This is a genomic window from Mixta calida, from assembly GCF_002953215.1.
In the GTDB taxonomy this organism is placed as follows: domain Bacteria; phylum Pseudomonadota; class Gammaproteobacteria; order Enterobacterales; family Enterobacteriaceae; genus Mixta; species Mixta calida.
The window spans coordinates 4,002,927-4,016,927 of record NZ_CP026378.1; the positions used below are offsets into that span (position 1 = coordinate 4,002,927).

Annotated in this window: 12 protein-coding genes; 4 read left to right on the forward strand and 8 right to left on the reverse strand. The window is 56.9% G+C overall.

Features of this window, described 5'->3' with window-relative positions; all coding sequences use genetic code 11:
* The first annotated feature begins 145 nt into the window (after nucleotides 1–145).
* Both C2E16_RS19055 and C2E16_RS19060 read left to right on the forward strand, forming a co-directional pair.
* Complete coding sequence (locus C2E16_RS19055) at nucleotides 146–1,747, forward strand: inorganic phosphate transporter (RefSeq protein ID WP_084971302.1); 1,602 nt, start codon at nucleotides 146–148, stop codon at nucleotides 1,745–1,747.
* Nucleotides 1,748–1,866: 119 nt separating this feature from the next.
* Nucleotides 1,867–2,169 carry a hypothetical protein gene (locus C2E16_RS19060; protein ID WP_084971300.1) on the forward strand — a complete coding sequence of 101 codons (303 nt, stop codon included), beginning with the start codon at nucleotides 1,867–1,869 and terminating at the stop codon, nucleotides 2,167–2,169.
* Nucleotides 2,170–2,222: 53 nt separating this feature from the next.
* Here C2E16_RS19060 and traT read toward each other — a convergent pair whose 3' ends face one another.
* Entirely contained in the window at nucleotides 2,223–2,954 is a 732-nt protein-coding gene (gene traT / locus C2E16_RS19065) for a complement resistance protein TraT (RefSeq protein ID WP_084971298.1), read from the reverse strand.
* 1,048 nt (nucleotides 2,955–4,002) lie between these two features.
* Nucleotides 4,003–4,548, reverse strand: a complete 546-nt coding sequence (locus C2E16_RS19070) for a single-stranded DNA-binding protein (RefSeq protein ID WP_104951609.1) — start codon at nucleotides 4,546–4,548, stop codon at nucleotides 4,003–4,005.
* Nucleotides 4,549–4,773: 225 nt separating this feature from the next.
* On the opposite strand from C2E16_RS19070, the gene uvrA reads away from it, so the two are divergent.
* Both uvrA and C2E16_RS19080 read left to right on the forward strand, forming a co-directional pair.
* The gene (gene uvrA, locus C2E16_RS19075) at nucleotides 4,774–7,605 is read left to right on the forward strand and encodes an excinuclease ABC subunit UvrA (protein ID WP_038623721.1); all 2,832 of its coding nucleotides are present in this window, start codon (nucleotides 4,774–4,776) and stop codon (nucleotides 7,603–7,605) included.
* A 295-nt stretch (nucleotides 7,606–7,900) separates the two neighbouring features.
* A complete protein-coding gene (locus C2E16_RS19080) occupies nucleotides 7,901–8,965 on the forward strand; it encodes an NAD(P)-dependent alcohol dehydrogenase (RefSeq protein WP_052134002.1) in 1,065 nt (354 codons plus the stop codon).
* Between the two features lie 37 nt (nucleotides 8,966–9,002).
* Here the strand turns inward: C2E16_RS19080 and C2E16_RS19085 are convergent, their stop codons facing one another.
* From C2E16_RS19085 to dnaB, 6 genes are all read right to left on the reverse strand, one after another.
* Nucleotides 9,003–9,341, reverse strand: coding sequence for an MmcQ/YjbR family DNA-binding protein (locus tag C2E16_RS19085; RefSeq protein ID WP_038629843.1), 339 nt, complete (start codon nucleotides 9,339–9,341; stop codon nucleotides 9,003–9,005).
* 2 nt (nucleotides 9,342–9,343) lie between these two features.
* Nucleotides 9,344–9,760, reverse strand: coding sequence for a secondary thiamine-phosphate synthase enzyme YjbQ (locus tag C2E16_RS19090; protein WP_038629842.1), 417 nt, complete (start codon nucleotides 9,758–9,760; stop codon nucleotides 9,344–9,346).
* Between the two features lie 159 nt (nucleotides 9,761–9,919).
* A complete protein-coding gene (locus C2E16_RS19095; protein WP_084970390.1) occupies nucleotides 9,920–11,113 on the reverse strand; it encodes an amino acid aminotransferase in 1,194 nt (397 codons plus the stop codon).
* Between the two features lie 44 nt (nucleotides 11,114–11,157).
* Complete coding sequence (locus C2E16_RS19100; RefSeq protein WP_084970389.1) at nucleotides 11,158–11,772, reverse strand: YitT family protein; 615 nt, start codon at nucleotides 11,770–11,772, stop codon at nucleotides 11,158–11,160.
* Between the two features lie 226 nt (nucleotides 11,773–11,998).
* The gene (locus C2E16_RS19105) at nucleotides 11,999–12,484 is read right to left on the reverse strand and encodes an Lrp/AsnC family transcriptional regulator (RefSeq protein WP_038629839.1); all 486 of its coding nucleotides are present in this window, start codon (nucleotides 12,482–12,484) and stop codon (nucleotides 11,999–12,001) included.
* Nucleotides 12,485–12,591: 107 nt separating this feature from the next.
* A complete protein-coding gene (gene dnaB, locus C2E16_RS19110; protein ID WP_038630256.1) occupies nucleotides 12,592–13,998 on the reverse strand; it encodes a replicative DNA helicase in 1,407 nt (468 codons plus the stop codon).
* Nucleotides 13,999–14,001: the final 3 nt, after the last annotated feature.

A 14,001-nucleotide genomic window follows, 5' to 3' on the forward strand; every position in this document is an offset into this window, starting at 1 on the left:
GCAACCCCCGCCTGCAAGTCGTTAATAAAATAGCGGTTGTCAGACCGTTCGGAATGCGACGATTCTGCCGTTTGGTTCATCTCACTGTCATATCGTCCACGTATCACACCTGAACTGCCGTCTCAATTCTCTTACGAGGTCCGTCATGAGTGAAAACCAAACCTGGAACGCCGCGCCCGCGCCGGCACGCCCCGATCTGAACAGTAAACACAGCAAAAAAACCGCGACGGCAATCGTCCTGCTGATGCTGGGCGGAGTGGCGTTCGCCGCGGTGAACCTGTTTGCCGATGTGGAAGAGTCGGGCCAGGTGGTGACCAGCTATCTGCCTTTCGTACTGCTGGGGCTGGCGCTGCTGATCGCGCTGGGCTTTGAGTTCGTTAACGGCTTTCACGATACGGCGAACGCGGTGGCGACGGTAATTTACACCCATTCTCTGACGCCCGGCGCGGCGATCCTCTGGTCCGGGCTGTGCAACTTCACCGGCGTGCTGCTCTCCAGCGGCGCGGTGGCCTTCGGCATCATTTCGCTGTTGCCGATGGAGCTGATTCTACAAGCAAGCAGCGGCAACGGCTTCGCCATGATTTACGCGCTGCTGTTTTCCGCGATTATCTGGAATCTCGGCACCTGGTATCTCGGCCTGCCCTCCTCTTCTTCCCATACGCTGATCGGCTCGATTACCGGCGTCGGCGTCGCCAACGCGCTGATCCACGGTCGCAGCGGCATGGAAGGCGTGAACTGGGATCAGGCGGAGAATGTCGCCTGGGCGCTGCTGTTTTCACCGCTGGTGGGCTTTATCAGCGCCGCCCTGCTGCTGCTGGCGATGAAAAAGCTGGTGCGTAATCGTCAGCTTTATACCGCGCCGGAAGGCCGGCAGCCGCCGCCGGGCTGGATCCGCGCGCTGCTGATTTTAACCTGCACAGGCGTCTCCTTCGCCCACGGCTCCAATGACGGGCAGAAAGGCATGGGGCTGATTATGCTGATTCTGGTGGGAACGATGCCTATCGTTTATGCCCTTAACCGCTCAGTGCCGCCGGAGCAGATCCCGCGCGTAGCGGCGCTGGCGCAGGTCACCGGCCAACAGCTGATCGGCACGTCACAGACGCCGCTGCCCGACTCGCCGCGCAACCAGCTGCTGACGTTTATGCGCAGCGGCGACGTGACGCCGCAGGTGATGCCTGCGCTCGGCGCGCTGTTGCAGAAAATCGGCACGCAGATTAAGCAGTATGGTTCGATGGATAACATTCCGGCGCAGCTGGTGGCGAACACCCGCAACGATATGTACCTGGCCGCCGAAAGCATCAAGCAGCTGAAGGCGGCCAACGTCGCGCTGCCGCAGGAAACGCAGGATAACCTCAACGCAATGAAAAGCGAGCTGGATAATGCTACCCGTTTTATTCCGCTGTGGGTGAAGGTGGTGGTCGCGCTGGCGCTGGGGCTTGGCACCATGGTGGGCTGGCGACGCATCGTGATTACCGTCGGCGAACGTATCGGCAAGGCGCATCTCAGCTACGCGCAGGGCGCCAGCGCCGAACTGGTGACGGTCGCCACCATTGGCGCCGCCGACGCCTTCGGCCTGCCGGTCTCCACCACGCATGTGCTCTCTTCCGGCGTTGCGGGCACCATGGCCGCCAACCGCTCCGGCCTGCAAACCGCTACGTTGCGTAATTTGCTGATCGCCTGGCTGCTGACGCTGCCGGTTTCGATCCTGATCTCCGCCCTGCTGTTTATGCTGTTCAGCCGCTTTTAATCTCAGGGAAGCAGCTTTTGGTGCAGCGTGGCGGCGGTTCCATCGGGAAAGAAAAGCCGTCGCGCCTTCAGGCAGCGATAAATTACCTATACTTGGTTTTTGTATAACAGGAGGCACCAATGGCGGACTTAAAACTGATTGATACGCTGGAATTAGGCAATGACAATGAGCTGGCCCATAAATATGAAATCTATGGCGCTGATGAATCCACCCCGGAATATGCCCTTGTCTTTGCACGACAGAGCCAGAGCGGCGAATGGCAGCAGCAGGATGGCAAGCTGCAATTTGCAGCGGCGGATGAAAAACAGGAAGCGACCGACGGTACGATGGGTTACGGCTCTGGCAACAGCATGCCAGATTTGCGCGATCTGCGTCAGGAAGCCAAAGAGCGCTGCGAACAGCATCACCGCGAAAGCCATTGATCGTAGCAGCAGAATCAATACCGCAGGGCGGCCTTTAGCCGCCCTGCCGCATATTACAGGATAGAGGCAACTGATTTCGCCAGCTGCGCTTCCAGCACCGGTTTCGCCTCTTCAAACTTCAGGTTAACCTTGTTGGCGTTGGAAACGACGCGCGTCTGATACTTCATACGGTTGCCGTCGGCAGTGCTGGTTTGCAGCTTAACGCCAGAGGTGCCCTGACGCAGCGCCGCGATATTGTCGGTGGTCACTTTGTTTTTGCTGCGCTCGGAAATTTGCAGATCGGTGACCATGGTGTAGTTCACGTCTTCAACCAGCGCATCGGCCGCCAGGCCAGCCAGACCGGCCGCCAGGCCAATACCCAGCGCCGCGCCGCCGGAGTTGCTGTTGTAAGCGGTGATGCCGCCGCCCAGCGCTGCGCCTGCAACGGCGCCTTCATAGCCGCTGCCCAGAAGACCTTGCGCTTCCCGCAGATCCATTTTGTCCGCTTTCAGCACGTTGGCCTGAATCCAGTAGTAAGCGCTGTCCGGCGAAGAAACGACGTTGTAGCCTTTGGCGCGCAGATCCTGCGCCAGCAGGTCGGGCAGATCGCTCATATCCTTATCGGAGGTGTTTTTTACCTGGATGTAAACGGTCTTTTCAGATGAAGGCTCCAGCCAGATGGTCTGGCTCATCTGCGTTTTCACCTCAAGGTTGCGCTTTTTGATCGCCGTGCTCATGGCGCTACAGCCTGAAAGCAGAACGGCAGAAAGAGCGATTGCGACCACGGCGTGTTTTTTATATCCCATTTTCCTGTCCTTAATGGAAAGAGCGAGAGAGCTCCAGATTTGAGTAAAGTGTTTTCATCACCGGCTGGCTAAAATAAGCGCTGCCTTTAATGCCAGGTGGTATCGTCATGATTCACTGACATGATGATGGCGAAACAAAACATCAGCACATTGCTTTCGCAGCGTAACTATTTTTGTTTCTTTTTATCGTGAAGAAATAAGCTATTGCCATAAAACGGGCATGAAGCGTCACATGCTGCCCTAAGCAACTGTTTGCCTGTTCTATTTTCGGCGTAATCTACCATAAAAAATTGAATGTGACAGCTCTAATTTTCCTTTCAGAGAAGCAGTAAACACCTTTTCCTTTCTGTTATTGCCTCGCCTCAAGATACGCCATTTTATATATTTATTTGCGTTAAAAAAAAATAACAGAAAATATAAATCCATTAACGTAAATGAATGAAATATTCCTGCATTAATTTGCCTTAGAAAAAGAAAAAATCCGGAGAGTCCATTGTCGTGAGCCTTACGGCGCAGCTGCCGCTGCACAACGGTTCGCACGGCAAAGATGAGCGACGGTGAAGAGGAGCCAACTCGTTAGCTTTGTTGATTAACTGAGTCAGTAAGCAATTGGCTCAGTCTGGGCAAAGGGCGCGCGTCTATCCATCAGAAAACAGAGAAGGCGAGAATTATTTTGCGTAAAAGAATAGCCGGCAAGAGCAGGAATACCCTGGTGAAATAAGATGCGCTTTTAGCCATCCTGCTGTCAACTAATGCTGCTGATGATATTAAAAAAGGATATACAATTTTAAAGCTGGCAGAATATTCCAGCGAGAGAAAAACAGAAAAATGTATTTTCAGCTTATTATATTGATTGATACTGAACAGATGATTGATATTATTTTCAACAATGTTATTTATTAGGCTATTAATCATTCAGAGCAATAGCGTTTCGAAAGCACGCGTGAGAAATGAACTACCTTCACCCAAAGCGCGACAAAGGTAATAAAAAACCCCGCGCAGGCGGGGTTTTTTAATAGCATCGTTTTTCCATAGTGGAAAAATGAAATCAGAACGGGATGTCGTCGTCGAAATCCATCGGCGGCTCGTTGTTAGCCGGCGCGCTCTGCTGCTGCGGACGGGAAGGCGCCTGGCCGCCGCCGCTGAACTGGTTGCCGCCCTGCGGCTGCTGAGGCTGGCCCCAACCGTTGTTGTTGCCGCCGCCGCCCATGCCGCCACTGGCCTGCGCGCCCGCGCCGCCGTTCTGGCGGCCGCCCAGCATCTGCATGGTACCGCCGACGTTCACCACCACTTCCGTAGTGTAACGTTCCTGGCCGCTCTGATCCTGCCACTTGCGCGTTTGCAGAGAACCTTCGATATAAACCTGGGAACCTTTGCGCAGGTATTCGCCCGCCACTTCCGCCAGTTTGCCGAACAGCACGACACGGTGCCATTCCGTTTTCTCTTTGGTCTCTCCGGTCTGCTTGTCACGCCAGCTTTCGGATGTCGCCAGCGTAATATTCGCTACGGCTCCACCATTCGGCATATAACGCACTTCCGGATCCTGACCCAGATTCCCGACAAGAATCACTTTGTTAACGCCTCTGCTGGCCATGTTCGCGTCTCCCGATGAGTATTCACTAAAGTCTAAACGGTAAATTCTACCACGCTAGCCTGCCCGATCATACTTCCGAGCGAGCTTCCAATAATGAAGATCTTTTTGCAGGGTTGCAACAGACTACTGGATATACATTCAGTTATTTTTTGTGCCATAATGACCTGTTCAATCCTGCCGTATCGTTACGGGCATGGTGAGTCTGCGTTAATCCGGGAAATGTGAATGGATAAGATTGAAGTCCGGGGTGCCCGCACCCACAACCTGAAAAACATCAACCTGATCATCCCTCGCGACAAACTGATCGTTGTCACCGGCCTGTCAGGTTCCGGTAAGTCCTCGCTGGCGTTCGATACGCTCTACGCCGAGGGACAACGCCGCTATGTGGAATCCCTTTCCGCCTATGCGCGTCAGTTTCTTTCGCTGATGGAAAAACCGGATGTCGATCATATCGAAGGGCTATCGCCTGCGATTTCGATCGAGCAGAAATCAACGTCCCATAACCCGCGTTCAACGGTCGGGACCATTACTGAAATTCATGACTATCTGCGTCTGCTGTTCGCCCGCGTGGGCGAGCCGCGCTGTCCCGATCATGACGTGCCGCTGGCGGCGCAAACCGTGAGCCAAATGGTCGACAACGTGCTGGCGCAGCCGGAAGGCGCGCGCCTGATGCTGCTGGCGCCGGTGGTGAAAGATCGCAAAGGCGAACACACCAAGACGCTGGAGAACCTGGCGACGCAGGGCTATATCCGCGCCCGCATCGACGGCGAAGTGTGCGATCTTTCCGATCCGCCGAAGCTGGAGCTGCAAAAGAAACACACCATCGAAGTGGTTATCGATCGCTTTAAGGTGCGCGAGGATCTGGCGACGCGTCTGGCGGAATCGTTCGAGACCGCGCTGGAGCTTTCCGGCGGCACGGCGATCGTGGCGGATATGGATGATGCCAATGCGGAAGAACTGCTGTTCTCCGCCAACTTCGCCTGTCCGATCTGCGGTTACAGCATGAGCGAGCTGGAGCCGCGCCTCTTCTCGTTCAACAACCCGGCCGGCGCCTGCCCGACCTGCGACGGCCTGGGCGTGCAGCAATATTTTGATCCTGAGCGCGTGGTGCAGAACGCCGAGCTGTCGCTGGCGGGCGGCGCGATTCGCGGCTGGGATCGTCGCAACTTCTACTATTTCCAGATGCTGCGCTCGCTGGCGGATCATCTGAAATTCGATATCGAAGCGCCGTTCAACAGCCTGAGCGAAAAAGTGCGCCAGGTGATCCTGTATGGATCCGGCAAAGAGAGCATCGAATTTAAATATATCAACGATCGCGGCGACACCTCGGTGCGTCGACATCCGTTTGAGGGCGTGCTGCACAATATGGAGCGCCGCTATAAAGAGACGGAATCGAGCGCGGTGCGCGAAGATCTGGCGAAGTTCATCAGCAACCGCGCCTGCGCTACCTGCGAAGGGACGCGCCTGCGCCGCGAAGCGCGTCACGTTTATGTGGAAAACACCACGCTGCCGACCATCTCTGATATGAGCATCGGTCACGCGATGGACTTTTTCCGCAACCTGAAGCTGAGCGGCCAGCGCGCCAAAATCGCCGAGAAAGTGCTGAAAGAGATCGGCGATCGCCTGAGCTTCCTGGTCAACGTCGGTTTGAACTACCTTTCCATGTCGCGTTCGGCGGAAACGCTCTCCGGCGGCGAGGCGCAGCGCATCCGTCTGGCGAGCCAGATCGGGGCCGGTCTGGTAGGCGTGATGTACGTGCTGGATGAGCCCTCTATCGGCCTGCACCAGCGCGATAACGAGCGCCTGCTCGATACGCTGATTCACCTGCGCGACCTGGGCAACACGGTGATCGTGGTGGAACATGACGAGGATGCGATTCGCGCCGCCGATCATATTATCGATATCGGCCCTGGCGCGGGCGTGCACGGCGGTCAGGTCGTGGCGGAAGGCACCGCCGACGAGATTATGCAGGTAGAGGAATCGCTGACCGGCCAGTACCTGAGCGGCAAGCGAAAAATCGAAGTGCCGGAACAGCGCGTGCCCGCCGATCCGAACAAGGTGCTGAAGATTACCGGCGCGCGCGGCAACAACCTGAAGGATGTGACGCTGACGCTGCCGGTCGGCCTGTTTACCTGCGTGACCGGCGTCTCCGGCTCCGGTAAATCGACCCTGATCAACGACACGCTGTTCCCGATCGCGCAGCGCCAGCTGAACGGCGCGACCATCGCGGAAGCAGCGCCTTACCGCGACGTCAGCGGCATGGAGCATTTCGATAAAGTTATCGATATCGATCAGAGCCCGATTGGTCGTACGCCGCGCTCCAACCCGGCGACCTACACGGGCATTTTCACGCCGATCCGCGAACTGTTCGCCGGCGTGCCGGAATCCCGTTCGCGCGGCTATAACCCAGGCCGCTTCAGCTTTAACGTGCGCGGCGGACGCTGCGAAGCCTGTCAGGGCGACGGCGTGCTGCGCGTGGAGATGCACTTCCTGCCGGATATCTATGTGCCGTGCGACCAGTGCAAAGGCAAGCGCTATAACCGCGAAACGCTTGAGATTAAATACAAAGGCAAGAGCATCCACGAAGTGCTGGATATGACCATCGAAGAGGCGCGCGAGTTCTTCGACGCGGTGCCAGCGCTGGCGCGTAAGCTCCAGACGCTGATGGACGTGGGGCTTTCCTATATTCGTCTGGGTCAGTCCGCCACTACGCTGTCCGGCGGCGAGGCGCAGCGCGTGAAGCTGGCGCGCGAGCTGTCGAAGCGCGGCACCGGTCAGACGCTCTATATCCTTGATGAACCGACCACCGGTTTGCACTTCGCGGATATCCAGCTGCTGCTGACGGTGCTCCATCAGCTGCGCGATCAGGGCAATACCATCGTGGTGATTGAGCATAACCTCGACGTGGTGAAAACTGCCGACTGGATTGTCGATCTGGGGCCGGAAGGCGGCAGCGGCGGCGGTCAGATTCTGGTGGCAGGCACGCCGGAAACCGTGGCGAAGTGCAAAGAGTCGCATACCGCGCGTTTCCTGAAGCCGCTGCTGGAACAACGCTAAGATTGCTGTTTACACAGCCCCTGACGCGCACGCGCAGGGGCTTTTTTATCGCCGTTCGCCGGGCCTTTCGCTTCAGGCCGCCTTTAACCCTGGCGCGTCGGCGCGCGGCACATTGCCTCATTGACGGACAATCGTGCAGGATCAGGCAAGATTTTGGCATGATCGTGTCTGGCCGCTCTTCTCTCCTCTGCTTATCCTTAACGTTCACGCTGCTCTCATGCCGGGCGCAGCGTAGCTGGTTTCACCTGGGCGGCCTCTTTGCCCGCCCTTAACCGCTTCAATCACAGGAGACACCATGAATATTACGCACGCTTATGCAGCCCAGGATGCGAAATCCAGACTCGCGCCTTTTGACTACAAGCCGCGTGAACTGCGCGAGCATGATGTACAAATTGAAGTGTTATTTTGCGGCGTCTGTCACTCCGACCTGCATCAGGCCCGTAATGAATGGCAAAACACCATTTTTCCGGTGGTGCCGGGCCACGAAATCGTTGGCCGCGTTACCGCGGTAGGCAGCCACGGCCATAAATATCAGGTGGGCGATCTGGTGGGCGTTGGCTGTATGGTGGATTCCTGCCGTAGCTGTCCGAGCTGCCAGGAAGGGCTGGAACAGTATTGCGAAACGGGTTTTGTGCCAACCTATAACGGCCAGGATCTCAAAACAAAAGAGATTACCTATGGCGGCTACGCCACCAGCATCGTAGTGCATGAAGACTTCGTGCTGCGCGTGCCGGAAAACCTCGATCCGGCAGGCGTCGCGCCGCTGTTGTGCGCAGGCATCACCACTTACTCTCCACTGCGTCACTGGAACGTCGGACCGGGTAAAAAAGTGGGCATCGTCGGCCTGGGCGGTTTAGGCCATATGGGCGTGAAGCTGGCGCACGCGATGGGCGCGCATGTGGTGCTGTTCACCACCTCGCCGTCGAAAATCGAAGACGGCAAGCGTCTGGGCGCCGATGAAGTGGTGATCTCGAAAGATCCGCAGCAGATGGCGCAGCATGTCAACAGCTTCGACTTTATCCTTAATACCGTGGCGGCGCAGCACGATCTCAATCCGTTCATCAACCTGCTGAAACGCGACGGCAACCTGACGCTGGTCGGCGCGCCGGAACACGATCATCCGGCGCCGCACGTTTTCGACCTGATTTTCAAGCGTCGCAGCGTCGCTGGCTCGCTGATCGGCGGCATCGCTGAAACCCAGGAGATGCTCGATTTCTGCGGCGAACACAATATCACCTCAGATATCGAACTGATCGCCATGAATCAGATTAACGAAGCCTATGAGCGTATGCTGAAAAGCGATGTGAAATACCGCTTTGTGATCGATATCGATACGCTGCGCCAGGAAAGCGCCGCGTAATTTTTCTGTCGCTGCGGCATGCCGCAGCGACAGCCTTTCAGCCGTGATGTCCGCCTTTCGTCGCCAGCGCCTGCTGTAGCGACGCATCCACCAGATAGTAGATCTGCGAATCCTTCAGTCCGCCGTCGAGGTAAAGCGTGCTCCAGTGCGTTTTATTCAGGTGCGCGCTGGGAAAGACATCCTCATGCTGCTCGCGCAGCAGTTCAGCCAGCGCCGGCGAGGTTTTCAGCGAGACGGCCGGGCGCCCTTCCGATTCATGCACCATGGCGAACAGCACGCCGTCAGACTGGATTTGCGTCGCTTTCCAGTCGTTATGGACGCGTTGCTCCGCGCCCTCTTTGCTCATGCAGTATGACAGCAGATCGGACGTATTCATGGTTATTCTCCTTGCAGCGTGGCGACAATCCGACGTGAGCCGCCATGTACGCGGTGTTCTCCCAGCCAGATGCCCTGCCACGTACCTAAGACCAGACGCCCACGGCTAACCGGCAGCAGCAGCGATACGCCCAGCAGCGACGATTTAATGTGCGCCGGCATATCGTCCGCGCCTTCATAATCGTGCTGGTAAGGCGCATCTTCCGGCACATGGCGCAGGAAATGCTGCTCCATATCGCTGCGCACCGTGGGATCGCAATTTTCATTCAGGGTGATTGAAGCGGAAGTGTGCTGTAGCAGCAGATGCAGCAGTCCCGTGTTGATTTCACGTAGCGCCGGTAGCTGTTGCACAATCTCATCGGTCACCAGGTGAAAGCCGCGCGCTTTTGCGCTCAGCGAAAGGGTCTGTTGATGCCACATTAACGTTGCTCCTTATTTGAATGACTCTGTTAAGTGTGCAGCATGTGGCGCAAAGGTAAACCCGTCGGGCGGAAAAAGTCTGTGCGCCGTATCCGGCGCGGCTTTTGTCGGGAAGAAATAAAAAAGGCGGCCAGCGCCGCCTGATGGGTAAGGTGAGAATTACATCACCGCTGCGAAGGCTTCCGCCACCTGATGCACGTTGCGGCTGTTAAGGCCCGCCAGGCACATGCGGCCGCTGTGGATCAGATAGACGCCGAATTCGTTGCGCAGGCGATCGACCTGCTGGGCGCTCAGCCCGGTGTAGCTGAACATGCCGCGCTGCTTCAGCAGATAATCGAAGTCTTTGCCCGGCAGCGCCGTGCTCAACACCGTCACCAGCGACTGACGCATCTCAAGAATACGCAGACGCATCGCTTCCACTTCCGCCAGCCAGTTTGCCTTCAGCGCCTCATCGTTCAGCACGCAGGCTACCACCTGCGCGCCGAAGTTCGGCGGCGAGGAGTAGTTGCGGCGTACGGTAGCCTTCAGCTGACCCTGTACGCGCGTCGCCTCTTCCGCATCGGCGCATACCACCGACAGGCCGCCGACGCGCTCGCCGTAGAGCGAGAATATCTTCGAGAAAGAGTTGCTGATCAGCGCAGAGATGCCCGCGGCGGCGATGGCGCGAATGGCGTAAGCGTCCTCTTCCATACCGGCGCCGTAACCCTGATAGGCGATATCGAGGAAAGGAATCAGCTGACGCGCCTTAAGCACCTCGACCACGCGATCCCACTGATCGTTAGTGAGATCGGCGCCGGTCGGGTTATGGCAGCAGGGATGCAGCAGCACTACGCTTTGCGCCGGCAGGGTTTGCAACGTCGCCAGGAAAGCGTCGAACTGCACGCCGTGGGTTTCGGCGTCATACCAGGGATAGGTATTCACCTCAAAACCGGCGCCCGCAAAGATGGCGATATGGTTTTCCCAGGTCGGATCGCTGACCCATACCTGCGACTGCGGGAAATAGCGTTTCAGAAAGTCCGCGCCTACTTTCAGCGCGCCGGAGCCGCCTACGGTCTGGATGGTGGCGATGCGGTTCGCCTGTAAAGCGGGATGCTGCGCGCCAAACAGCAGCGGCGCGATCGCCTGCCGGTAGCTGGCGAGGCCATCCATCGGTAGATAGAGCGATGCCTGATGCGGCTGGGCATTGAGGCGCGCTTCCGCTTCGGCCACCGCCTGCAGCTGAGGAATGATCCCCTGCTCGTTGTAATAGAGGCCAATGCTCAGGTTAACCTTGTGCGCCCGCGGATCCTGTTTGAAGGTTTCCATCAGGGTAAGTATCGGATCGCCAGCGTAGGCATCAACTTTCTGAAACACGGTGAATCTCCATAATAATAGGTAAAGAGGCACAGCTGCGCAGGTCAAACGGCATAACGGCCGGGCCGATGATTTAACGCAATGATCAGGTTCAGGATCAGCGCGCCGACGACCGACGCCGCCAGCATCGACGCAGAGACCACAAACAGCGAGGCCAGCACCACCCCGCTGTCTACCGCCATTTGCAATTTACCGGCGCGGATGCCGAAGCGATCCTGTAACCAAAGCGCCAGGATGTTGATGCCGCCCAGGCTGGCCTTATGACGAAACAACACTATAAACCCAACACCCATCATCACGTTACCGAACAATGTCGCATAAAACGGATTCAACGCGTCGAAATGCATAAACAGCGGATGCAGGCGGGTAAAGATCGACACCAGCGCCACCACGCAAAAGGTTTTGATCGTAAAAGCCCAGCCCATACGCTTTACCGCCAGCCAGTAGAACGGCAGGTTGATGATGAAAAACAGCAGGCCGAAAGAGCATGAGGTCAGGTAGCTGAGCAGAAAGGCGATGCCGGCGGTGCTGCCGGTCAGCGCGCCAGCCTGTTTCAACATAACGACGCCAAACGAAACCATCAGCGTGCCAAACAGCAGCGCCAGCGTATCTTCCAGCAGAGAGTGAGGAACGCGGGCAGGTTGTACAATGTTATCCATGGACCTGATGACCAGAGTAAAAAGATAACCGACAGCAAGAATCGCACCATAAACGCAGCGGCCCGGCGACTTTATCTGGCGAGCGGGATAACCTATTGAAAATTACAGGAGCTTTTTTTGCACGTCTCGCGCAAAATATTGCCGATCCATGCATTCAGCGTGCATCGATGGATTTTACAACGCACAGTTCAACGTAAATGCGCCCGTAACGCACCACCTTGGTGCATCATGCACTTTTAACGTGCAGAGACGGGGCGATCATCAGGCCGTTCTCTTTTAATCTTTCCAGCACCACGGATGTTTTTACATGCGCCACGCTGCGATGCCCTGCCACCATTTCGCTGATCAACGCGCTCAATTCCGCCAGGCTCGCGACCGCTACCTTCAACAGATAGTCGGCGTCGCCGGTAGTTTTCCAGGCGTCGACGATCGCGCTCTGCTCCGCCACCATGCGATGAAAGCTGGTGACATAGTCGCTGGTGTGATTAAGCAGACGCACCTCAATCAGGCCGATCATGCCCAACCCGACCGCATCCGGGGAGACACGGGCGTGATAGCCAAGAATAAGGTTAGCCTGTTCAAGGCTGATGCGACGGCGGGAACACTGCGAGGCGGACAGGCCCACCAAATCGCTGAGCTCCTGGTTGGTTAGCCGACCATTGCTTTGCAGCAGGGTCAAAATTTTCAGATCGTAATCGTCGATGTGTGTCATGGCATTTTGCCGCTCTCTGCGCCGAAATCGTTACAGATATGCGCAGGAGCGGCAAATGTCCAACACAATTTTATGATGATACGGACGCGATGCACAAAACGTGCATGCTATTCGTCGTCGTATTGCGGCCCGGCATAGTTGTCGAAACGCGACCATTGTCCGTTGAAGGTGAGGCGTACGGTGCCGATCGGGCCGTTACGCTGCTTACCGATAATGATCTCGGCGATGCCTTTCAGATCGCTGTTTTCGTGATAAACCTCGTCACGGTAGATAAACATGATCAGGTCGGCGTCCTGCTCGATCGAGCCGGATTCACGCAGATCGGAGTTGACCGGACGTTTATCGGCGCGCTGCTCCAGCGAGCGGTTAAGCTGCGACAGCGCCACCACCGGCACGTTCAGCTCTTTCGCCAGCGCCTTCAGCGAGCGGGAGATCTCGGCAATCTCCAGCGTACGGTTGTCGGAAAGCGACGGTACGCGCATTAGCTGCAGGTAGTCGATCATGATCATGCTCAGGCCGTCGTTTTCACGGAACACGCGACGCGCGCGCGAGCGCACCTCGGTCGGCGTCAGGCCGGAGGAATCATCGATATAGATGTTCTTTTTCTCCAGCAGAATGCCCATGGTGCCGGAGATGCGTGCCCAGTCCTCATCATCCAGTTGGCCGGTACGGATACGCGTCTGGTCCACGCGCGACAGCGACGCCAGCATACGCATCATGATCTGTTCGCTGGGCATCTCCAGACTGAAGATCAGCACCGGTTTATCCTGTAACATCGCGGCGTTTTCGCACAGGTTCATGGCGAAGGTGGTTTTACCCATCGAGGGTCGCGCGGCGACGATAATCAAGTCGGAGCGCTGCAAACCTGCGGTTTTCTTGTTGAGATCCTGATAGCCGGTATCGACGCCGGTTACGCCGTCGTGCGGCGTCTGATAGAGCGATTCGATGCGCGAAACGGTCGCTTCCAGGATCTGCTCGATATTCTTCGGGCCTTCATCTTTATTGGCGCGCTGTTCGGCGATTTTAAAAACGTTCGACTCCGCGAAGTCGAGCAGATCTTCACTGCTGCGCCCCTGCGGATCGTAGCCGGCGTCGGCGATCTGGTTAGCGACCGCGATCATTTCACGCACGACCGCGCGTTCGCGCACGATATCGGCGTAGGCGTTGATGTTTGCCGCGCTGGGGGTGTTTTTCGACAGCTCGGCCAGGTAAGCGAAGCCGCCGACCATATCCAGCTCGCCGCGCTGCTCCAACGAATCCGAAAGGGTAATCAGGTCGATAGGCTGGCTGGCTTCCAGCAGCCGCTGCATTTCACTGAATATCAGACGATGAGGGCGGCTGTAAAAGTCTTCGGCCACTACGCGCTCTGAGACGTTGTCCCAACGCTCGTTGTCCAGCATCAACCCGCCCAGCACCGACTGCTCCGCTTCCAGCGAATGGGGCGGCAATTTCAGCCCTTCTACCTGGCGATCGCGAACCTCGTTGGATTTGTTGGTGGGTTTATTTCCTGCCATAGT